Annotated in this window: 21 protein-coding genes; 3 read left to right on the top strand and 18 right to left on the bottom strand. The window is 68.3% G+C overall.

Annotated features, from left to right (window positions below):
* Positions 1-78: 78 nt before the first annotated feature.
* The 8 genes from ACH34W_RS35990 to eccD all read right to left on the bottom strand — a co-directional run bounded on the left by ACH34W_RS35990 (position 79) and on the right by eccD (position 7,726).
* Positions 79-1,413 (bottom strand): S8 family serine peptidase, encoded by a 1,335-nt coding sequence (locus ACH34W_RS35990; protein ID WP_395965628.1) that lies wholly within the window; start codon positions 1,411-1,413, stop codon positions 79-81.
* A gap of 104 nt (positions 1,414-1,517) precedes the next feature.
* Positions 1,518-2,816, bottom strand: coding sequence for a WXG100 family type VII secretion target (locus ACH34W_RS35995; RefSeq protein WP_395965629.1), 1,299 nt, complete (start codon positions 2,814-2,816; stop codon positions 1,518-1,520).
* Between the two features lie 46 nt (positions 2,817-2,862).
* Complete coding sequence (locus tag ACH34W_RS36000; protein ID WP_395965630.1) at positions 2,863-3,309, bottom strand: hypothetical protein; 447 nt, start codon at positions 3,307-3,309, stop codon at positions 2,863-2,865.
* Positions 3,310-3,449: 140 nt separating this feature from the next.
* Positions 3,450-3,725, bottom strand: coding sequence for a WXG100 family type VII secretion target (locus ACH34W_RS36005; protein ID WP_395965631.1), 276 nt, complete (start codon positions 3,723-3,725; stop codon positions 3,450-3,452).
* A gap of 67 nt (positions 3,726-3,792) precedes the next feature.
* Complete coding sequence (locus ACH34W_RS36010; RefSeq protein WP_395965632.1) at positions 3,793-4,107, bottom strand: WXG100 family type VII secretion target; 315 nt, start codon at positions 4,105-4,107, stop codon at positions 3,793-3,795.
* A 236-nt stretch (positions 4,108-4,343) separates the two neighbouring features.
* Complete coding sequence (locus ACH34W_RS36015; RefSeq protein WP_395965633.1) at positions 4,344-4,634, bottom strand: WXG100 family type VII secretion target; 291 nt, start codon at positions 4,632-4,634, stop codon at positions 4,344-4,346.
* 253 nt (positions 4,635-4,887) lie between these two features.
* Complete coding sequence (gene eccB / locus ACH34W_RS36020) at positions 4,888-6,315, bottom strand: type VII secretion protein EccB (RefSeq protein WP_395965635.1); 1,428 nt, start codon at positions 6,313-6,315, stop codon at positions 4,888-4,890.
* Positions 6,316-6,328: 13 nt separating this feature from the next.
* A complete protein-coding gene (gene eccD, locus ACH34W_RS36025) occupies positions 6,329-7,726 on the bottom strand; it encodes a type VII secretion integral membrane protein EccD (protein WP_395965636.1) in 1,398 nt (465 codons plus the stop codon).
* 433 nt (positions 7,727-8,159) lie between these two features.
* On the opposite strand from eccD, the gene eccCa reads away from it, so the two are divergent.
* Together eccCa and ACH34W_RS36035 are read left to right on the top strand one after the other, a co-directional pair.
* Positions 8,160-12,119 (top strand): type VII secretion protein EccCa, encoded by a 3,960-nt coding sequence (gene eccCa / locus ACH34W_RS36030; protein WP_395965637.1) that lies wholly within the window; start codon positions 8,160-8,162, stop codon positions 12,117-12,119.
* Positions 12,120-12,176: 57 nt separating this feature from the next.
* Complete coding sequence (locus ACH34W_RS36035) at positions 12,177-12,662, top strand: YbaB/EbfC family nucleoid-associated protein (RefSeq protein WP_395965638.1); 486 nt, start codon at positions 12,177-12,179, stop codon at positions 12,660-12,662.
* Between the two features lie 93 nt (positions 12,663-12,755).
* Here the strand turns inward: ACH34W_RS36035 and ACH34W_RS36040 are convergent, their stop codons facing one another.
* The 8 genes from ACH34W_RS36040 to ACH34W_RS36075 form a co-directional block, all read right to left on the bottom strand.
* Positions 12,756-13,967 carry a hypothetical protein gene (locus tag ACH34W_RS36040; RefSeq protein WP_395965639.1) on the bottom strand — a complete coding sequence of 404 codons (1,212 nt, stop codon included), beginning with the start codon at positions 13,965-13,967 and terminating at the stop codon, positions 12,756-12,758.
* Entirely contained in the window at positions 13,967-14,260 is a 294-nt protein-coding gene (locus ACH34W_RS36045; protein WP_395965640.1) for a hypothetical protein, read from the bottom strand. Before ACH34W_RS36045 ends, ACH34W_RS36040 begins: the two co-directional genes overlap by 1 nt.
* A 149-nt stretch (positions 14,261-14,409) precedes the next feature.
* The gene (locus ACH34W_RS36050; protein WP_395965641.1) at positions 14,410-15,024 is read right to left on the bottom strand and encodes a hypothetical protein; all 615 of its coding nucleotides are present in this window, start codon (positions 15,022-15,024) and stop codon (positions 14,410-14,412) included.
* Between the two features lie 2 nt (positions 15,025-15,026).
* Positions 15,027-15,641 carry a hypothetical protein gene (locus ACH34W_RS36055; RefSeq protein ID WP_395965642.1) on the bottom strand — a complete coding sequence of 205 codons (615 nt, stop codon included), beginning with the start codon at positions 15,639-15,641 and terminating at the stop codon, positions 15,027-15,029.
* Between the two features lie 38 nt (positions 15,642-15,679).
* Positions 15,680-15,952, bottom strand: coding sequence for a hypothetical protein (locus ACH34W_RS36060; RefSeq protein WP_395965643.1), 273 nt, complete (start codon positions 15,950-15,952; stop codon positions 15,680-15,682).
* Between the two features lie 6 nt (positions 15,953-15,958).
* A complete protein-coding gene (locus tag ACH34W_RS36065) occupies positions 15,959-16,660 on the bottom strand; it encodes a hypothetical protein (protein WP_395965644.1) in 702 nt (233 codons plus the stop codon).
* A complete protein-coding gene (locus ACH34W_RS36070; RefSeq protein ID WP_395965645.1) occupies positions 16,661-17,968 on the bottom strand; it encodes a hypothetical protein in 1,308 nt (435 codons plus the stop codon).
* Positions 17,969-18,022: 54 nt separating this feature from the next.
* Positions 18,023-18,325, bottom strand: coding sequence for a hypothetical protein (locus ACH34W_RS36075; RefSeq protein WP_395965646.1), 303 nt, complete (start codon positions 18,323-18,325; stop codon positions 18,023-18,025).
* A gap of 285 nt (positions 18,326-18,610) precedes the next feature.
* Here ACH34W_RS36075 and ACH34W_RS36080 point away from each other — a divergent pair, with 285 nt between their 5' ends.
* Positions 18,611-19,759 (top strand): S8 family serine peptidase, encoded by a 1,149-nt coding sequence (locus tag ACH34W_RS36080; RefSeq protein WP_395965647.1) that lies wholly within the window; start codon positions 18,611-18,613, stop codon positions 19,757-19,759.
* A 182-nt stretch (positions 19,760-19,941) separates the two neighbouring features.
* On the opposite strand, the gene ACH34W_RS36085 is transcribed toward ACH34W_RS36080, so the two are convergent.
* Both ACH34W_RS36085 and ACH34W_RS36090 read right to left on the bottom strand, forming a co-directional pair.
* Positions 19,942-20,568 carry a hypothetical protein gene (locus ACH34W_RS36085; RefSeq protein ID WP_395965648.1) on the bottom strand — a complete coding sequence of 209 codons (627 nt, stop codon included), beginning with the start codon at positions 20,566-20,568 and terminating at the stop codon, positions 19,942-19,944.
* Entirely contained in the window at positions 20,569-21,864 is a 1,296-nt protein-coding gene (locus tag ACH34W_RS36090) for a hypothetical protein (protein ID WP_395965649.1), read from the bottom strand.
* Between the last annotated feature and the right edge of the window lie 3 nt (positions 21,865-21,867).

The following is a 21,867-nucleotide window of genomic DNA, read 5'->3' on the forward strand; positions in this document are numbered from 1 at the left end:
CAGAACCTGCATGCTAACCACCATCGCTCGCCGTCCGCGAACGATGTCCGACTAGTGGCATTGACCGCAGTCGGCCCCTCAGCCCCGGTATCCGGGCGGTGGACCCTGCTGTCCGGGCGGCCCCTGGGGCGGCGTCGGGAACCCACCGCTCTGGCCAGGTGCTCCGGCGCCCCAGCCTGGCGGCGGACCACCTGCCTGCTGCCCCGGACCCGCGCCGGGCCCACCACCGAAGCCACCGGACGGAGGACCGCCCTTACCGCCTCGCCTGGAGAACACGAAGATCACGACCGCCAGCAGCAAGACACCGAGGATCCCGCCCAGGGCGATGATGAGCGTGATGATGCTGTTCCGGTCGTCGTTGTTCTTCGGCTCGGTGAGGCCGGGAGTCTGGGTCCCCGCCTGGCCGCCCTGCCCCTGAGGCTGAGTCTTTGCCCATTGGTCATACTTCGCGAAGACGGGGTTCGGCGCGCTCTTCGGCACGTTGGCGGTCAGAGCCCGCTCCGGAATGATCACACCGGTGCCGGTCATGTTGTCCCTGCCGGGCGGTCCGGCGTCCACGGTCGACGCGATGATCCGCTGTACGACTTCACGGTTCGACATCTGCGGATGCTTTGACCTCACCAGAGCCGCGACGGCGGACGTGAGCGCGGCGGACTGACTGGTACCGATCACATCCCCGACCAACGTGCCCGCCTTACCAACGGTGGTGACCGGGGCCCCGGGGGCCGCGACCGCCACGTACGGCTGCCGCTGAGTGCCGATCCACGCCTTCTTCTGGTTGTCCACCGCACCGACGGCCAGCACACCCGCGCAGTTGGCCGGGGAGAACGACGGATTGCCCTTGTTCCCCTCGTTGCCTGCGGACACCACGACCACGGCATCCTTCTGGACCGCGTAGCCGATCGCCTTTTGAAGGTTGGGATCACAACCGCGAGACGCGGGGAACCCCTGGGAGATGCTGATCACTTTGGCGCCGTGATCCACCGCGTACCGGATGCCCTGGGGCATCTGCACGAATCCCCTGGCCACCAAGGGCATGATCTTCGCTTGGGGCGCGACGCCGACGAATCCCGTTCGCCCACCCTGGCTGGCGATCAGTGCCGCCATACCCGTGCCGTGGCCGCCGTCCTGATTGTCGGTGTCCGTACGCCCGTCACCGGAACCATGGTCGATATCGGTCCCCGGAACTACGACACCGCCCCGGAACTCAGGCAGCTGAGCGTTCACACCGGTATCGATGACCGCGACGGTGACACCCGCGCCCTGGCTGACGGGCCAGACCTTCTTTTGAACCTCCCACGCGGAGAACCACCACTGTTCGCTTCGCGGGCCTGGGACCGCCGCCCCGGCCGGGGTCGCGACTGTCAGCGCGAGCAGCGAGCTCGCCCCGGCGGCGGCCAGGAACCGTGTCATCCGTCGCACAACAACCTCACTAACGCGGAAGCGGTGTGAACGGCCCGGAGCATACCGGGCCGTTCACACCGCCTCGTCCATCTTCACGGAAACTGTGCTACGGCTCAGCCGATGACCGGGGGCGCGGCGTCGCCGTCGCTGCCACCCCAGATGTCCTCGTCTTCGGTCAGCCAGGTGGAACGCTCGTTCTCGTCCTCGCTGCCGCCGCCGCGACCACCGGCACCGCCCATCGGACCTGCGCCCATGCCGCCCGCACGCATGCCGCCCTTGCCGAGTCCGCTGCCCTTGCCTGTTCCGGCACCACCACGGCCTGCTGCACCGCCGCCCATGCCCGCGCCGGGCATGCCGGCCATACCACCGCCGGGGATACCGCCACCGCCAGCGCCGCCACCGGGGATACCGCCACCGCCGCCGCCCAGGCCACTACGGCCGAACGGGTCGCCGCCGAGGCCGCCGCCGCCGGGGATACCGCCACCGCCGCCGCCCTTGGGGATACCGGCGAGGTCACTGCCGCCACCGCCGCCGCCACCGCCGGGAATGCCACCGCCGGGAATGCCGCCGCCCGGAGTGCCCCCACCCGGAATGCCGCCACCAGGGGTGCCGCCACCCGGGATGCCGCCACCGGGGACACCGCCGCCCGGGATGCCGCCGCCAGGGGTGCCGCCACCCGGAATTCCACCACCGGGGACACCACCACCAGGGATACCGCCGCCGGGGATGCCACCCCCCGGAATGCCACCACCGGTGTCCGTGCGGGGCGGCTGCGTGTACTGGTTGTTGCCGCCACCGTAAGGAAGGTCGGTGGTGACATCCTTGGGCATCCGGAGGTTGTTCGTCTGGATGGTGGAGTCCTGGAGCCTCTTCATGTGCTCCTTGGCGAGGGCCTTCTCCTCGCTGTCCCACCAGCCGGTGAGGTCACCGACGACGTCGGCGACCTTCTTGCCGCCGACCGCCAGGGCGCCGCCCGCGGGGCCGGCGATGACCGCGCCGGCCGCGAAGACCGTGGCGTCGGTGTAAGTGAAGTTGGGGATGGCGCCGCCGCCGGGAGCAGTCCGCTGGAACTCGATCTGCTGGTTGGCGTGGTGGTCGAGCGCCCTACCGGCCTCGGCGAGCTTGGCGTCCATCTCCTTGGAGGTGGCGTTCAGACGCTGCATCTGCTTCTGCGCGGCAGCGGCGTCCTCGCCCTTCCAGACCTTGGACAGCGCGTCGGCACGGGAGCGCAGCAGCCCAGCGGTTGTCTCGAACTTGGCGGCCGCGTTGGTGTACGCGGTCCCCGCCTCCTTGACCCTTTGGGGCTGCATGTTCTGGAGGATCTGCTTCATCTCGTCGAGGCCACCGTCCCACTCGCCCGGTGGGGTGGCTTCGACACGCAGCGGAGTAGTCTGCGGCCTGCTATCGGTCATCGCTCTGGTCTCACTTCCTGGTGCTGCGAAAGCCCGCTACGAAGGGCTAGGCGTACGACTGCGTATTGCCGGTCGTGGGCTTGGAGGTGGAGTTACCCGTCGTCACCCCGTTGGCCGTAGCCGAGTTGTTGGTCTCCATGTCCTTGTAGCCCTTCACTGCGTTCTCAAGGGCCGTGATGATCGCTTCGTAGCTGTTCAGGAAGCTGTTGTACTGAGCGGTGAACTGGTTGTACGTGGCCTGGGTGCTCGCCTGCAGGCTCTGGGCCGCAGGGTAGTTGCCCAGGTGCGCGGTGTTGATGTTGCCCTTGGACTGCAGGTCGTTGACGGTGCCGCTCCCGCTGGAGAAGCTCTCGTAGTCGGCCCGCAGTTCCTTCAGGATCCGCTCGACTTCGGCCTTGTCGATGTCGATGTCTTTGGTCGCTTCGAGCCCAGGCCAAGAGGCGTCCAGGTAGAAGCCCCCGTAGCCGCCTCCGCCGCCGCCGTCCAAAACCATGTCAGCCTCCTGCGGGCCGAACATGCCCGCTTCTATTTACTTGCTTGCTCTGTCTTGGACCGTCCGCTGACCCCGGGACGGTCCCGTTCCGGGCCGCCCGCCCGGCGAACCGGGACGGGCGGCCGGGGATGTCGAACGGGTCAGCCGCCGATCATCTGGGTGTTGGAACGCATAGTGGCCTGGCCGGTCTCCGACGAGGAGTTGATGACCGTGCCGAGCGCGTTCATGATCTTGCCGACCTCCGCCGCCGAGGCCTCCCACTGACGCTTGGCGTCCATGTAGGCGTTCTTGGCGTCGTCCTCCCACTGCGCCAGCTTCTGCTCGACCGACTTCTCGAGGTCGTCGAGCTCACCCTGCATGGCGGTGTACTTCTGCTGGAACGCGGCGTATGCCTGCTGCATAGCGCCAAAGTTCATTGAGCTAAAGCTCTGACCCATCGCGGGTTCCTCCGTAGCCTCAGGTCTGTTTGCTCAGGTCGGCGCGTCAGCCGTTGAGCAGGGAGTTGAGCCGGTTGACGCTCTCGGTCTGCTCCTGCTCGCTGGCCTCGTAGTTGATCTTGGCCTGCGTCATCTTCTCGTGCAGCGTCTCGAGGGCCTGGAGAACCTTGCCCAGCTCGCCGTCGAACTCGGTGTAGACCTTGGTGAAGGCGCTGGAGGCGTCGCCGATCCACTGTCCCTGCAGCTGCTGCTGCTCCGAGCTCAGGTCGCCCCTGATCTTCTTAAGGTCTTGCGCCGCAGACTCGACCCGTTGGGCCGCCTGAGCCATTTCTGCTCTGTCGACCGAAGACTTCTGAGTCATCAGTCACCCTTCCTCGTGTCTCTGATACGTCTTGGATGCGGCGCGAGCCCCGTTGGTTTCACCGAGCTGATCAAATCTTGGGGAGCCACACCTTGCCCGGCGTGCCCGGCGGTCAACACCGCCAGGGCATTACCAGATTACGGCAACGTCCGCATCACTGTCGATCTACCCCAGAGGGGCCTCTGTCACCAAATCACACATGGTGACAAGCTCGGTGCAAAACAGGCCGGAACCGCTCACGCCCACATGTCGGTGTTGTAGTTCTCGGCCTTCTTGTAGTTGCCGTGCGCCGTCTTGATCACCGTCGAGAACTCTTCCACGGCTTTCGCCGCGTCCCGGGCAGCCTTGTCCCACTTGGCCTGCTCCTCGAAGTAGGCGTCGCGCGCGTCGTCCTCCCACCGGGACAGCCTGCTCTTCAGGTCGGCCTCCAGAGAGTCCAGCAGCGAAGTCAGCTCCTTGTGCTTGCTCTTGAAGAGAGCTTCCGCCTGCTGCATGCTCGCGTACGTCGTGCTGAACGCCTGACCCACGCTCTACACCTCCGTCGTGTCAAGCCCGGTGGAACAAGGCTGGCAAACCTACCAAGCCCGCCCGGGACGATGTGATCTATTTTGCTACGTACCGGCAAACGTACGGCTACCTGCGAGTTTCCACACAAACCGGAGGCCGGCGTGAACGTGCAGTCGCTAGAGCAAGTCGACCTGCCGCCCGATGCCACTTCCGGCCATGCCCGCTACCGGTCACACCGACGAACGGCGCCCGCCGAGGCGGACGCCGTCCATGTCATTGGCCCATGTTTCCTTGCGTATTGAGTTGTGGTGGGTTGTTCGGATCGAGGAGAGCCAGTGCCGGCCCGTCCGGGAGCAGGTCCAGCAACGCGGCCGGAACCGGCTCCACGTCGCTGCTCTTGTCGGCCGAGATCGTGTAACCGAGGGCCTTGGCGGCGTCGGCGTTCTTCACCGCGTACTTACGGCCGCTGTCGGCCACGAAGTAGTAGCTGCTGATTGCCTGCTCGGTGGTGACCAGCGCGCCCGCAAGCACCGCGCTGCCCGGTGGGAGCACGACGTTGTCGACACCGCCGTTGCCCTGCGTCGTGGGCAGGGGCAGGTCGGTGCCGCCGCCGACGGTCAGTTGCGGCGCGGCGATGCCGGTCCCGAGGTTCTTGTAGACCACGCAGAGGGCTTCCTTGGCGTCATACCTGACCGGCTGGAGCTGCTTGTCCGGGAGACCCCGCGCGGAGAGTTGGGTCTGCGACGGGTTCGCAGTGACCTGGGCAGGCTGGACGGGCGCCTGCGGCGGCATGGTCCGGTACTCGGGCATCGCCTGGATCAGCTGGGCCTGAGTCTTGGTGATGGAGGCGTAGCCGTCAGGCATCAGCACGTAGTAGCGGTCGTTGGACTGGTCGTGGAAGACCTGACCTTGCTTGCCGGTCGCGCCGCCCTGGGCGTTGACCGCACGGCCGAAGCCGCTCCGGATCTCGTTGGGCGGGCCGAACGCGGGCCCCTCGGGCATCGCGTTGATGAAGACCGGCGAGACGGGCACCGGCTCGGTGTTGCCGAGGACCGTACGGCCGCCTTCGCTGACCTTCAGCCGCTGGTTGTTGTAGACGAGCCAGTCGGATCCGGCGGAGGTGACGACCACCGCGGCGGTGGCGTCGAGCGGGCGGCCGCCCACGTTCTTGCCACCGACCAGGGAGACGGCCGGCCGGGGCTGGCCGGACTGTCCGGTGGTGGTGCGCACGCACACCGACCACGGGCCGCCCACCAGGCGCTTGCGGTCGGGGATGCTGTCGGGTGCACCGGCGATGCCGATCACCGGTCCGCGCGGGAACTTCGACAACGACTTGGACGACACGGACTTCTGCTTGCCCTGGCCGCCGACCGCCAGCTTGGCGGAGGCGTAGTTGGCCACCGGGCAGAGGGCCTTTTCCTTCTGCCCCTGCGGCAGGCACCACACGTACCGGGTGCCGGTCTGCTTCTCAATCAGGAGCATCTGCGGGTCGTCGAGGCCCTTGCCGCCGCCGCCCATGAGCAAGCCGGCGATGCCGAACCCGGCCGCGACCAGCACGGCCGCCATGACACCGGAGAACGTGCCGATGTTCAGCCGCTTGAGGGGCTGCTCAGGGTTGTCCGGCTCGCCCAGGATCAGTGCCTGCGAGGCGCGCTGGGTCATCAGCTGGTGCGCCTGCAGCAGATCGCGTTTGGTCTGCATCTACCCTGCCCCCTCAGCCCGCGAGGCCGCGGACCCACTCGAAGACGCCGCTGACACCCAGCGCGAGCGGGATCAGTGCGACCACCAGCATGATCTCGATGATGTCGCCGGCCCGGCCCCAGAACGGGGTGAGCCGGTTCTTGGGCAGCCAGATGCCGACGCCGACCGCGATCCCCGACACGACGAGCGCCGGGGCCAGCACGCCGACCAGCAGGATCACCTCGGACTCCGTCGTGAACGCGGTGCCGACGGCCAGCACGGCCAGCACGGTGATGCCGGGCACGAGCATCCAGAGCTTCTGCGCCCGCCCGCGGAACATCCGGGCCCGCAGCAACATCGCCAGCGCGACCACCACCGCCATCGTGGGGGCGACCCATCCGCTCTCCAGCGCCAGCGGGATCGAGCCGCCGAGGGCGATCAGGCCCATGCCGGAGACGCCGCCGGTGACGAAACGGTCGGCGGCGCCCGACCGGGTCAGGACCTGCTGGCCGTCCACCATCAAGGTGTCGCGCCGCAGGTCTTCGGCGCTGCTCGGGACCGGCGGGAGCGTCACCCGCGCGAGCTTGAACGCGATGCCGGGCAGCAGCGGGGTCAGGGCCAGCGAGACCGCGATGGTGACCGCGGCGACCCCGGCTGCGTCGTAGTCGAAGACCAGCGCCAATCCCGTGGTGATCGCGCCCAGGAGAGTCGCCAGCGCGGTCCCGTAGAAGACCGGCAGGCCGTCGGAAATCGCGAAGGCGCAGATCGTGGCCGCCAGCACCGCGGCGCCGAAGCCGGCCGTCAGGTGCAGCGCTCCCAGGTCGGACAGCGCGTCGTCACGTGCGGGCGCCAGCACACCGGCGAGGAATGCGTACGGGACCGCCCCGTAGCCGAGCGTCGCCCCGGCTCCCGCGTCACCGAGCGCTCGCGACAGGGCGATCGCGCCGATGATGAGGAGCACGGCGATACCGCCCGCGGCAGCGGCCGGCACGATCCAGTTGGGCCCGGTCAGGAGCAGGGTGACCGCACCGACACCCAGGCCCGTCGCGCCCCATCCCAGGGCGAACGTCCGAGCGTTCTCTGGACGCCACCGGCCCGGCCGGTCGTTGACCGCCGTGGCGACGACGTCCGGGACGTCATCGAACGCGAGGTCTGGCAGCTGCGACATTCGCGGCCGCAAGTAAATAAGGTCACCGTCCCGCAGCCCGGCTTGGCCAGGTGTGGCCGACGGATCGAAGGGCGCCTGGTCCAGCTTCTGCAGGATCCAGCCGCCATGCGCCAGGCCCGCGTCGGCGAGGTCCTGGCCGGCGTAACGCAGCATCGTCGGGTAGAGCTCGGCGAACGTGGCATCCGCAGGAACGGCGATGTCGACTCGCCGTTTCGGTCCGACGACCGTGATCCTGCAGATGTCGGCTCCAGGGGGCGCGCTCACGACTTCCTCGCAGTTGTCCGGGACGGGTGGACAGGGGAGACCACCGATGGGCGGGGGACGACCACTTTGCATGGTGGCATGCAAGTGGCGCCAGCGGGCCGGGAGATGCAGCTCATCACATCCCGTCGACCCCTGATCACACCCGGGGATGTGATCAGGGCAAGATTACGCAATGAACAGCGGCACAGCACAAAACCGTCCTGATCCGACGATTCCACGGCTGAAACCGTTCATGATCGACTTCGAACGTGACGAATCGGGCTCTCACCGGCGGCCCAGGACCACTACGATTTGGATGATTTGGTTTGCTCGATTGTTTACAGCGTGCGCAAGCAGGTGACCCGGAGACGCCGGCGTCGCGACCGCCCGGTCACCGCCGGGCGGGAGGCGGGCAAGGCTCCCACTCCGGGTCCCCGGTGGAAGGAAACGAAGCGTGAGCACGGTTCTCGTCCGCCGTCGTGACCGGCGGAAACCCCCTGCGATGCCGCGTGGCGAGATTTTGCTGGAGTCTCCGCCCGAACTCCCCGAGGTGGTCCCGCAGGGGTTCTCTGCGGTCATGACGTACCTGCCCATGCTCGCGGGCTCGGGCGCCATGGTGTTCATGATGGTCGGCCGCGGCGGCGGCCCGCTGCAGTACGCGGCGGGCGGCATGTTCGCGATCTCCATGTTCGGCATGATGCTCGGCCAGGTCGGCAGGACCGGCGGCGAGCGCAAGGTCAAGCTGAACAACGAGCGCCGCGACTACCTGCGCTACCTGGGCCAGGTACGGCGCAAGGTGCGGAACGCGGCGAAGCAGCAGCGCGAGTCCCTCGAATGGGGCAGCCCCGACCCCAGCGGCCTGTGGTCGCTGGTGATGAGCGCCCGGCTCTGGGAGCGCCGTCCCTCCGACGACGACTTCGGGCAGGTCCGCCTCGGCACCGGCTCCCAGAAGCTCGCCGTGGAGCTGATCGCACCCGAGACCAAGCCGGTCGAGGACCTGGAGCCGATGAGCGCCGGTGCGCTCCGCCGGTTCATGCGCACGCACGCCAACGTGCCCAACCTGCCGATCGCGGCCAACATCCGGTCGTTCGCACGAGTCGTCCCGCAAGGCGACCCCGAGGCCGTCTACGGCATGGTCCGCGCCATGCTCATGCAGATCGCGTCGTTCCACTCCCCCGACGACGTGCACATCTCGGTGTGCGCCTCGCGCGAGCGCATGCCCTGGTGGCAGTGGGTCAAGTGGCTGCCGCACAGCCAGCACCCCACCGAGCACGACGCCGCCGGCCAGGTCCGGCTCATGAGCGAGAGCATGACCTCACTTGAGGCGATGTTCGGCCAGTCGGTCAAGGACAGGCCTCGGTTCCAGCCCGGACTCTCCGCCGACGACCTGCCGTACCACATCATCATCATGGACGGCGGCCAGGCCTCCTACGACTCCCAGCTCGCCGCCGACGCCATCGAGGGCGTCTGCATCATCGACCTGACCGGGTCGTCGGCCCAGGTGCACGAGTCGATCACGCTGCGGCTCGCGGTGCAGAAGGAGCGCATCGCCCGCCTCACCAAGGACCGCACCGGCAAGGACGTGGGCACCCGCCTCGGCAAGCCCGACTCGATGACGCTGCAGCAGGCCGAGGCCCTCGCACGCCAGCTCTCCCCGCTGCGGTCCAGCGCCGCCCAGGGCGGCTTCGAGGAAGACGTGCTGTCGTCCGCGACGACGATGACCTCGCTGCTCGGCATCGACAACCCGTTCACCGTCGACGTCCGGGATGTCTGGCGGCCGCGCGCGCCGCGCAACCGGCTGCGTGTCCCCATCGGCATCGACCCCGACGGCCGGCCTGTCTCCCTGGACATCAAGGAGTCGGCACAGGGCGGCATGGGGCCGCACGGCCTGTGCATCGGGGCCACCGGTTCCGGTAAGTCCGAGCTGCTGCGCACCCTGGTGCTGGGCCTCGCCGTCACGCACTCGTCCGAAGAGCTCAACTTCGTGCTCGTCGACTTCAAGGGTGGCGCGACGTTCCTCGGCATGGACAACCTCCACCATGTCTCGGCCGTCATCACCAACCTCGAAGACGAGCTCCCTCTGGTCGACCGTATGTACGCGGCGCTGGAGGGCGAGATGGTGCGCCGCCAGGAATACCTGCGCGCGTCCGGCAACTACGCCTCGCTGCGCGACTACAACAAGGCGCGTGAGCAGGGCGCGGAGCTGCCGCCGATGCCGACGCTGTTCCTGGTGCTGGACGAGTTCTCCGAGCTCCTGAGCGCCAAGCCCGAGTTCGCCGACCTGTTCGTCATGATCGGACGCCTGGGCCGGTCGCTCGGCGTGCACATCCTGCTGGCCTCGCAGCGCCTCGAAGAGGGCAAGCTGCGCGGCCTCGACACGCACCTGTCGTACCGCATCGGCCTCCGTACGTTCTCGGCGCAGGAGTCGCGCGTCGTCCTGGGTTCCCCGGACGCGTACGAGCTGCCCTCCGCACCCGGCCACGGCTACATGAAGTTCGGCACCGAGTCGCTGACCCGGTTCCGCGCCGCCTACGTCTCCGGCCCGGCCACCGAGGACCTCGCGCCCGCCGCCAAGAAGGGCAGCAAGCAGCAGGTCCGGCAGATCGTGCCGTACATCCCCGACTACATCCGGCCGCAGATCATCGAGGAGCCGGAGGAGCAGCAGGAGAACGAGACCAACGAGCCGACGGCCTCGCTGTTCGACGTCGTGGTCAAGCAGCTGGAGGGGCACGGCCCGCCCGCGCACGAGATCTGGCTGCCGCCGCTGGACGCGCCACCGACGCTCGACGAGCTGCTGCCGACGCTGGCGGTGGTCCCTGGCCTCGGGCTGACCACGCAGAACGACGCGTGGCGCAACAAGCTGCACGCGATCGTCGGCATCATCGACCGGCCGTTCCACCAGCGCCGCGACCCGATGTACGTCGATCTGTCCGGCGCGGCCGGCACCGTCGGCCTCGCCGGCGCCCCGCAGAGCGGCAAGTCGACCATGCTGCGCACGCTCATCGCTTCGCTGGCGATGCTGCACACGCCGCAGCAGGTGCAGTTCTACTGCCTCGACTTCGGTGGCGGCACGCTCGCCGCGTTCGAGGAGCTGCCGCACGTCGGCGGTGTCGCCAACCGCCTGGACGCCGACCGGGTGCGCCGGACCGTCGCCGAGGTCACCTCGCTGCTCGAACGCCGCGAGCGGGAGTTCGCCGAGCGCGGCATCGACGGCATGGCGACCTACCGCCGGATGCGCAACGCGGGCGAGATCACCGGCGACGGCTACGGCGACGTGTTCCTCGTGGTGGACGGCTGGATGACGGTCCGCCAGGACTACGAGAACCTCGAACCCGTGATCACCGACCTGGCCGCGCGCGGCCTGGGCTACGGCATCCACGTGGTCGCGACGGTCAACAAGTGGTCGGAGTTCCGCACCACGATCCGTGACCTGTTCGGCAGCAAGCTCGAACTGCGGATGGGTGACCCGTACGAGTCCGAGGTCGACCGCAAACTCGCGGTCAACGTGCCGGAGGGGCGGCCGGGCCGCGGTCTGACCCGCGACAAGCTGCACTTCCTGTCGGCGCTGCCGCGGTTGGACGGCGAGCCGAACGGCGAGAACCTCTCCGACGGCGTCCGCAAGTTCGTCGGCGCCGTCGCCGGCAACTGGCAGGGCCCCGGGGCACCGAAGGTCCGGATGCTTCCGTCCGTGCTCCCCGTGAGCCAGCTGCCCGCCGCGGCCGAGAGCGGCAACCGCATCCCGTTCGCGATCGACGAGGACTCGCTGTCGCCGGTCTACCTGGACTTCGCGCAGGAGTCGCACTTCCTCGTCATCGGCGACACCGAGAGCGGCAAGTCCAACATGCTCAAGACGATCATCCAGGGCCTCATCGACCGGCACACGCCGGAACAGGCCCGGATGATCTTCCTGGACTACCGCCGGTCGTTGCTGGACCACGCCAACTCCGAGCACCGCATCGGGTACGCCGCGTCCTCGACCGCCGCGGCGTCACTGGTCAAGGACATCGTCGGCGCCCTCAAGAACCGGCTCCCACCGGCCGACCTCACCCCGGACCAGCTCCGGGACCGGTCGTGGTGGAGCGGCCCGGACCTCTACCTGATCATCGACGACTACGACCTGGTGGCCACGTCCAACAACCCGGTCACCCAGCTCGCCGAGCTGCTCCCGCAGGCGCGCGACATCGGCCTGCACGTGATCGTGTCCCGCGCGTTCGGCGGCGCCGGCCGCGGCATGTACGACCCGATCATGCAACGCATCAAGGAGATGGGCTCACCGGGCCTGCTCATGTCCGGCAACAAGGACGAGGGCGTGGTCCTGGGCAACATCAAGGCCCACGCGCTGCCGCCGGGCCGCGGCTACTTCATCGACCGCCGCGGCGGCACCCGGCTCGTGCAAACCGTCCACCAGGAGTGATACGGCTCCTCCAAAAACTCGCAACCTTCCGCAAGCTCCCTAGAAAGGTTTGGTCAGATGGCCGATTTCAGCCTCGGCAACGGCTTCGAGCAGTTCCAGCGCGACATGGAACAGAACATGGGCGACTTCACCAAGATGAAGGAGCGCATCGACGAGGCCGTGGGCAAGGGCGAGGCGGCCGACGGCCGGATCTACGCCGAGTTCACGGCCAAGGGCGGCCTCACCCGTCTGGACATCGACCCGCGTGCGCTGCGGCTGCCCTCGTTCGAACTGACCGAGGAGATCAAGGCCGCCGTCAACGCCGCGTCCGCCGACTTCCAGACCAAGGTGCGGGAGGCCAGCGAGACGATGTTCACGATGTCGAACGACCCGGACAAGGCCATCGACCCCTCAGCGGCGCTCGCGTCCCTCGACAAGATCGCCAACGGCTTCGCCGGTCAGATGAAGGACCTGGCCCGCGAGCTCGGCCTCCAGCAGCAGCGCGCCAAGGAGGCCATGGAGAACTACAAGGGCCCCGGCCACCCCGGCGACTACCAGCGGTAGCCAACCTGGCGACTACCAGCGGTGGCCAACGGCTAGCGGAAGCCAACGGCAAGGGCCCCGGAACGCCAGGCACGTTCCGGGGCCTTCACGTTCTCAGTTGCCGTCGCTGTCCCAGGGCGGTGCCTCGTCCTTCTTGCCGCCCTGCACCTTTCCCTGGCCTCCCCAGGTCGTCCCTTCGCCCTTGCCCTTCCAGTCGCCGTCGTCGTTAACCTGGCCTTCCAGGCTTCCCTTGCTCCCCGTGGGCGCGTGCTCGGCCCCGGCCTTGCCGCCGGCATAGAAGTCCCCGCCGCGACCGTCGTCGTCCGCCTCCCAGCCGAGCTTCCCGCCGAACGTGCCCTGCCCTCCCGCGGCACCCGCCGCCCCCGGCAGATTCCGCTTCTGGTTGTATTCGCCTTCGATCCCCTGGAAGCCCTTGTCCCCGTACTTGCCACGGATGCCGATCTCGTGCTCGGGACCGACGGGCCCGGTCTGGACCTTCGCACCGGCCCCGACGTTCCAGGTGTTGTCGATCCCCCGGTCGGCGTCCAGATCGATCTCCTTGAGCGGGCTGCCCTTGTGCCCGGTCGGCACATAACCCGACGGGTCGAACCGGTTGATCCAGGCGAGACCCGCGTTCGCCGCGTTCTGGCTCAGGTTCGCCGCCGCCCCCGCGGCACCCGTGGCCTGCGCCTTCATGAAGTCGCCCAGCGCCTTCTCATTCCCCCGCGACCGCTCCGCCAGCGCACTCACCAACGTGCCGCCCCCGATGACGGCTCCCGCGATGCTGCCCGCGGCGGCAAGGATTCCGGTGGCGACATGGGTCACGGTCGCGGCGGTAGTGGCAGTGGTCAACATGACCCCGTATGCAGGGGCGCTGACGACCCCGGCAAGCGCGGCCGCTGCTGCGATCGTGAGACCGTCCAGAAAGACCGCCATGCCCATTGCGAAGACCGCGTACGCCATGAGGGCGTAGGCGAGCGCCGTCAGAGTCATGCCCGCCGCTTCGCAGTAGGTGTTGAGCACGTCGATCTGGGAGGCCCATTCCTGGACCTTCTTCTCATAGGCCGGCCGATCCTTGGACGACCACGACTGCTGCGGCACCCCGGTGGCGAGTTGCTTGATCGTAGAGCTTGCCTCCTGGAGTTCCTGCGCCGCCTTGCGCCACGCCTGGCCCGCCGCGTCCAGGTTGGCGGGCTTGCCGGAACTCAGCTTGAACTCGAACGAAATGATCAGGGCCGGAGGAAGCACCAGCCCCGCCACCGCCGCCATGGGCACGGCCGCGGTCATCAGGCTCTCCGCGCTGCCCAGTACGCTGAACTCGCCCATCAGATCTTGTTGTTCTGCTCGGCCGCGGCATACCTCTTGGCCGTGGCGTTCACATTCGTGACGAAGTCCTCGAGCATGCCCAGGTGCGTCTTCAGATCCTCGAAAGCGAACTGGACCCCGCCCGGGTAGGCCACGGCGGCCATGGTGCAGGTGATGCTGAAGTCGCCTCCTTCGAGGTTGAAGACGCCGTCCTTGCCGAGCTCGTCCCCGGCCTTCTTGACGTGGGTCTTGACGTCGGTTTCCAGGTCTTTCGCGTGATCGGCGATCACTTTGGTGTTGATTTCGAGGGTCATGAAGAACGTCCTTCCGGAGTTTCTTCAGCACAGGTCGGCAGGGAGCGACAAGGCCGGAGATGCCTGCTTTGGGATCTGTGGCCCGGAAGCATAGGGGTGAGGCGTCTCCAAGTTGTCTCTTCCGTGACTTTCGATGCCGGCCGGACGTGTCACCTCGGTATGACGATCTCCATGCCGAGCAGCGAGGCGAGGACGAGGGTACGCGCAGGCTCCGGAAGCGCCTGGTGAACGCGCATGGTGTGCTGGCGCCTGCGCTCGTTGTGAGGAGATCGACGAGTGGCGAACCGCCCGATCTCCGAACCCTTCGGACCGCGGAGTTCCCCCTCCGCGAACGGGTTGTCCATGGGTGGGCCCACCATGAGGACGACCTCCCGGCCCTCGGCGTCTCTCAGTGAGAACTTGGGCCGGTGTCGATGAGTGAGCAGCTCGAACGCACCCTTCAACCCACCCGACTTGACGGCCACCACGCCGATGCGCCCACCGTCCGGCGCCACGACGACCGCGGGACTGTAGCCGCCCGACATGCTCGAAAAATGTTCAACGTAGAAGTACGGGGTCGCGTGTGGGTCCATCACGCACAGCAACGTCCGTGACAGATCGTTCTGTGCGTGCGGGTCGGCGTAAGGCAGCCCCGTATCGTCGGGGCGGCGAACGGCCACACGTGTGACGTTGGCGAGCACTTCGCCGTCATTATGAATGACGAACTCCAACGGGCGCTCGGGTTCGTCGATCGTCCAGCTCAGTGCTTCGTATAGGTGCGTCATGCTCAGCTCCTCGTCAGGTCGTAGGCGAGCGGGGCGGCGATGACGAGCGTGCGGAGCGGTTCGCTGAGCTGGAGCATCAGCCGGAGGTCGTAGCGGTCCTTGAAGGTGGCCGCGTGGACGTCGACGTGAGCGACGCGGTTGCCGTCGAGGGTCGTGAAGTCGCAGGCGACCGGGGCCCATCCCCGGTATTCGCCGCCGCCGGGTCTCAGCGTCCAGGCGATCTCGCACACCGGGCGGTCATGGGCGTCGACGAGCCGGTGGGTCATGGCCGGTGTCTGGCCGGTCAGGCGCGCGGCGGCCATCTGGTGCATCTCGGTGACCGGTTGGTGGTCGTATCGGCCGACGAGCGTTCCGTCCGCGGCGACGATCGCGACCGGCGCACCCGTCTGGTGGTCGACAAAGAAGAACGGGGTCTGGTCCGGGCCGCTGACCTGGACGACGACGCGGGCGTTCTTGAGGCCCGAGCCCAGCAGCGCGCGCAGGCCCTTGCGCGGTTTGGGGCCGGACACCTGCCCGGCCACCGCGATGACCTGGTCGTTCGCGTCGGCGAACTGATACTCCAGCTGCGACGATCGCTGCTCGATCTTGAGGACGGGTGAACCGTACAGATCGGTCATGACACGGCACCCTACGCGCGGTCAGGCGCGGAGGAGGGTCAGATCAGCATGCCGATGAGTGCGGCGATCCCGAGGAGAAGGAGGATGGCGAAGAAGGCGCCCAGGGCGACAAACCTCTGGCGCAGTTTGCTCTGGGCATGGGCGGACTGTCCTGGCAGGTCCCCGCGCATGAGGTCCATCGGAGTGACTCGCTGGGCGGGCTGACTTGCCTGAGCTGCGGCCTGCTGTTCGCGTCGGCGGGTGCGTTCGTCGTACTGGGCGTGGACGTTGTCGTCGAAGCCGGGGTAGGGCTCCTGCGGTGGGCTGCCCATGGTCGTCTACTCCGAGCTTCTCAGCAGGTCGAGGGCGATGGGGGCGGCGAGGATCAGGGTACGGAGCGGCTCAGGGAGCTGGTAGCTGAGTTCCAGCTCATACCTGTCCTTGTTCGACCAGGTCGGCTGATGGCTGTCGAGACGGGCCAGTGCCGTCCTGTTCATGTCGTAGAACGTGCAGAAGCGGCCACCCAAGGGGCGTTCCAGGTCTTCGTAACGGAATCTGCTGACCCGCGCGGTCCCGTACTGCAGTTCCTCCCAGACGACGTCGCAGACGAGCTCCCCTGCGGCATCGAAGACCCGGTGCGACTCGGTGACCGATCCACCGCCCCCGGCCAGCGGACCGCGCACGCCCTCGAGATAGCTCTCCGCGGTCGACTGGAGATTGAACTCGAACCGGCCGATGAGCTGACCGTCCGGCGCTACGACCGCGCACGGCGGTCCTTGCAGGTCGGTCGGGTCGTTGGAAGTCGCCGCCCGGTCCGCGAAGAACAGCGGAGTGCCGTCTGGGCGGTCGACCCGTACGACCGCGCGGCCCATGGCCTGCGGGCCTTCGATGTTGCGGCGCAACCAGCTCTTCTTGGGCTGTTCGCCCATCACCCGGGTGCCGTGGCCCAGCGGGCCGCCGTCCGGATCGGTGATGACGTAGGTGTTCTCGTCCTTCGGCTGATCGACCAGCAGGACGGGAGAGTTGTAGATGTCGCCCACTTACTGGACCTCCCAAGGCGGTTGGAAGTCGCCGTTGGCGTCGTTCACGTTCCAGCCCTGACCGGACACCTCACCGGAACCCTGGGCGACCTGGGCCCCGCCAGGAGAGTACTCGCCGCTGGCCTTGCCGCCCCAATCGCCGGTGTCGGCGTTGACGTTGCCCTCGACACCGCCCTTGACGCTGCCGGTGGGGTCCTCGACGCTCACGCCGCCCTTGACCTTGTCGTGGCCCTTGTCGTCGTGCTCGTAGCCGACGTTGCCGCCGACGCCCGCCTTGTTCTGGCCCTCCGCTTCGACGTTCCAGGTCGGCTTGCCGTTCTGGTCCTGTTCGTAGCCGCCCTTGACGCCGCCAGAGTTGCCCAGCGGGCCCTCGTACTTGTACTCGCCGCCGACGCCCCAGGCCTGCCCATCACCCTTCTTGCCGTTGACGCCGACCTCGTGGGTGCCGCCGGCGCCGGTCTCGATGGTCGCGCCCGCGCCGACGTTCCAGGTGTTGTCGAAGCTGCGGTCGGCGTCGAGGTCGATCTCCTGGAGCGGGGTGCCCTTCGGCGGCTTGACCTTGCTGCCCGGGATGGTCGCCGCGTCCTGGTAGCGGTTGACGAACGACAGGCCCGCGTTGGCGACGTTCTGGGCGAGGTTGGCCGCGGCGCCCGCCGCACCGGTCGCCTGCGCCTGGAAGAAGTCGCCGATGGCCTGGTCGTTGCCGCGGCCCTTCTCGGTGATGGCGGTGAGCAGCGCGCCGCCGGCCAGGACGGTGGCGACGATCTGCCCGCACATCGCGAGGATCGCGGTGGCGACGTGGGTGACGGTGAGGCAGGTGGCGGCGGCGGTCTGCATGCCCGCGATGGCCGGGGAGCCGACGACCGAGGCGGCGGCCGCGATCACCGCGATCGCGAGAGCCGCCAGGAACGTTCCCATGGCGATCGCGAAGATCGCGTAGGTGAAGAGCGCGTAGGCCACCGTGGTCAGCGCGATGCCGACGGCCTGGCAGTAGGCCTGCAGGGCCTCCAGTTGGGAGCAGAACTCCTGGACCTTCGCCTCGTACTGCGGCCGGGCGGTGTCGGTCCAGGCGTTGGCCGGGATGCCCTGCACGTTCTGCGGCAGCTCGGAGATGAGCTGCTGGATCGCCGCCGAGGCGTCGCGCCAGGCCTGGCCGGCGACGTCCAGCGCGGGCGCGTCACCGGTGGAGATCTTGAACTCGAACGTGATCAAGGCGGCCGGCGGCAGCACGAACGCCGCGGTCCCGGCCTCGGTGGTGGCCGTGTCCATCATGGTCTCGACGGCTCCGAGCGCTCTTCCGGCTCCCATGGTTCAGTCTCCTCCGTACGTGGCGGGTCGTGTCGAGGACGTGCGGGAACCAGGTCAGACGACCTTGCTGCCGTCTTCCGCGCCCTGGTAGTTCTTCGCCGTGGTCTCGATGTTGGCGGCGTAGCCGCCCAGCATCTCGATGTGGGTCTTGAGGTCCTCGAAGAGGAACTGGACGGCGCCGGGGTAGGTCACCGATGCCATCGTGCAGGTCACGCTGAAGGCGCCGCCTTCGAGGTTGAAGACGCCGTCCTTGCTCATGTCTTCGCCGATCTTCTCCAGCGCGGGGACGAAGGTGTCCTTCAGGTCCTTGCCGTGCTGCGCGATCCGCTGCGAGTCGATCTGTAGGTCGCCGCCCACCCTGTGCCCTTCGCTCGGTGCCTGCCCGGGGTCAACCGCACCCCATGTCGCGGAAGATCACTCCGAACCGAAAAGCAGGATATGGCATGACCCACTGAATGTTCACGAGAGTGATCGAATGTTCACGCGCATGTCGAATGCGCCTGTTCCGGGGGCCTACACCCGAATCACGGTCCGGCACCCGAATCGCGGTCCGGATCCTTTAGAGTTTCTTGGGATCGATGGGATTCCGATGGGAGGCTCGACATGAGGTGGACGGCGGTCTCGGCCGTGGCCGTGTGTCTTATGTCACAACTCGCCCTGGCCACCGCGGCGGAGGCGGCCCCTGAACGGTGCGAGCCCGAACGCGGCAACCTTCCGAAAAACCAGATCGTCCAGCAGCCCTGGCCCCAGGACATCCTGCCCCTGGACAAGGCCCACGAGCACGCCACCGGGCGCGGCGTCCGGGTCGCGGTGATCGACAGTGGCTCCGACGCCAGGAACCCCCAGCTGAAGTTCGAACCCACCATCGATATCACCAAGACGGGCAAGGCCGACTGCGTGGGCCACGGCACCGAGGTCGCGGCCATCATCGGCGCCAAGAAGGGCCACAGTCTCTTCGTCGGAGTCGCCCCCGACGCCACGATCATCCCGATCAAGTACGCGGCGGGCGCGACCAATAACGATGACGGCCTGCTCGTCAAGGGCGTCCGGGCAGCGATCAACGCTCGCGCCGACGTCATCAATATCTCGTCGGAGAGCCACACGGACAACCCGCAACTGCGGGCCGTCATCAGGGAGGCGCTGTCCCGCGACATCGTGGTCGTCGCCGCGGCGGGCAACATCGACCCCGAACGCAAGGGCCGTCCGACTCCCGCGTTCCCGGCGCAGTACAACGGCGTCATCTCCGTCGGCGCGTTCGCCCAGGGTGGCGACGTGACCCAGTTCTCGAACGCGCAGACCCGGGTCTCGGTCATCGCGCCCGGCAAGGACATCATCACGATCGCGCCGGACGGCGGCTACATCGTCAAGGGTGAGGGGACGAGCTTCGCCGCCCCGTTCGTCGCCGGGGTCGCGGCCCTCGTCAAGCAGGCCCACCCCAAGCTGACCGCCGTGCAGATCAAGCGGCGCATCGAGGCGACCGCCCTCGGCAGCAAGGGCCCGGGCAGCGGCTTCGGAGCGATCAACCCCCTGACCGCCGTCACTCAGGTCGTCGACCTGAACGCGCCCGCCGCCCCGGTCTCCGAGCCGGGCTCGCTCACCCTGCCCAGGCGCGAGAAGGTCGACCCGGTCACCCGCAACGTCGCTCTCGGCATCGGCGCGGGCGGTCTCGCCCTGGCAGGGCTGGTCGTGGCCGCCGGCATGGTGATCCCGGCAGGCCGCCGCCGCGGATGGAAGCCCGGGCAGGTCACCTTCTCCAGCGAGGACCCCACCTCCAGCCGCCGCGTCCGCTGACCAACCTGCCGCGTCCACCCGCCGCGTCCGCTGACTCACCAGCCGCGTCCACCCGCTGCGTCCGCTGACTCACCAGCCGCGTCCACCCGCTGCGTCCGCTGATCCACCCGCCGCGTCCGCTGGCCCCACCCGGTCGGCCTGCGTGTGGCGGCCGCCGTCAGCCGACCATGGATGAGACGCGGTCAGGTGCGGATCAGGTCGAAGGCCAGTGGGGCGGCTACGACCAGGGTCCTGAGGGGATCGAGGAACTGGTCGTAGACGTGCAGGGTGTACTGGTCCTTGAAGGCGGCCTCACGGATGTCGATGCGGGCTATCTGCTGCCCGTTCGGGACGGAGAACGTGCCGCCGACGGCGACCCAGCGGCGGTTTTCGGAGCCGCCTTCCACCCGCATGTCCCAGTTGACCATCGCCTGCGGCCGGTCGTAGGCGTCCATCAGGTGGTGCGCCTGGGCCGGGCCAGCCTGGGACAGGACGGCGTGGACGGCCGCACGGAAGCCGGCGCCGGGTGTGTGTTGCGCGCGGGCCTCGACGAGCCTGCCGATCAGCGTGCCGTCGGGAGCGACGATCGCCACGGGCGCCGCGTCCTGGCGGTCAACGTAGAAGAGCGGCGTCCCGTCCAGGTGGGAGACCTGAACGACGACCCGGGCACCCTGGAGGCCCGAGCCGAACAGGCTGAGCGGTCCCTTGCGCGGCTTGGGCCCGGCCACCTGCGTGGCCCGGCCGACCAGGGTGTCCCCGGCGCTGATCTCGTAGTCGAGCTGCGATGACCGCTGCTCGATGCGCAACGTCGGGGAGTTGAGGAGGTCCACCTACTTCTCCCACGGCGGCTTGTCGTCCTGGTCGTCGAAGGTGCCGAACGGGGTGTCGACCTTGCCGCTGTTGTAGGAGTTGCCCTGGCCGTCGTACTGGTGCGAACCGGTGGCCCTGCCGACGTCGCCTCCGTTGACCGTGCCGCCGACGTTGCCCTCCACCTTGCCCTTGCCCGTCTCGAAGTCGTGCGAGCCGCTGATCCCGCCGCTGATGCCGCCGGTCGGGAGCGGAACGCTGTAGCCCTGGCCGGGGTTCGACGGATTGGTCTTGTACGAGCCGGGGGTCTCCACGCCCGCGTTGGCGCCGTACTTGACGCTGCCGTCCTTACCCTGCCCGATGCCGTCCTCGTCGGTGTACTCGACGTTCCCGCCCGCTGTCACGCCGCTGGCGCTGTGCTTGCCCTTGTACGACAGATCGCCGCCGGCGAAGCCCTGGTCGCCGTACTTCACGTGGCCGCCCACCGTGTGGTCGATGCCTCCGGCGGAGAACGTCGCGCCACCGCCGACGTTCCAGGTCTGGTTGGCGTTGCGGTCGGCGTCGAGGTCGACCGCCTTGAGCGGCGAGGAACTGCCGCCAATGGGTGCCCGCGCACCGGCCAGGTTGAGGCCCGCGTTGACCGCGTTCTGCGCCAGGTTGGCGGCAGCGGCGGCGGCTCCGACCGCCTGGGCCTGCTTGTAGTCAGCCATCGCCTGGTCGTTGCCGTGGGCCGCGGACCCGGCCGCGGCGAGCAGCGCGCCGCCCTGGAAGACCATGGCGGCCAGCTGCGCCATGAACGCCTGGATGCCGGTCGCCACGATCGTGATGGTCAGGCACGTCGCCGCGATCGTCTGGCAGGTGGCGGCGATGGGGGCGGTGATGATCCCGGCGAGGGCCGCCGCGGCGACGGCGGCGAGCACGGCGAGGAAGGTCCCCATCGCGATCGCGAAGATCGCGTAGACCATCATCGCCCACGCGTAGACCTCGAGCGCGATGCCCACCGCCTGTACGAAGGTGCCCAGCACCTCCAGCTGCGCGATGAACTCCTGCACCTTCTTCTCGTAGGCCGCCCTGTCGTCGGCGGTCCAGTCCGTCGCCGTGATGCTCGACACCGACTGCTGGAGCTCGGTCGCGGACTTCTCGATGCCCTTGACCGCGTCGTCCCAGGCCTTGGACGCCAGCTCCAGGTTGACCGGGTTCCCCTGGCTCGACTTGAACTGGAAGTTGATCATCACCGCGGGCGGCAGGATGAACATGGCCAGCCCGCACTCGAGCTGGGCGGTGCCCATCAGCGTGTTGTACGAGTTGAACGCACCCATGAC

Origin of the sequence: Actinomadura sp. 6N118, assembly GCF_044326415.1 — a bacterium.
Taxonomy (GTDB): domain Bacteria; phylum Actinomycetota; class Actinomycetes; order Streptosporangiales; family Streptosporangiaceae; genus Spirillospora.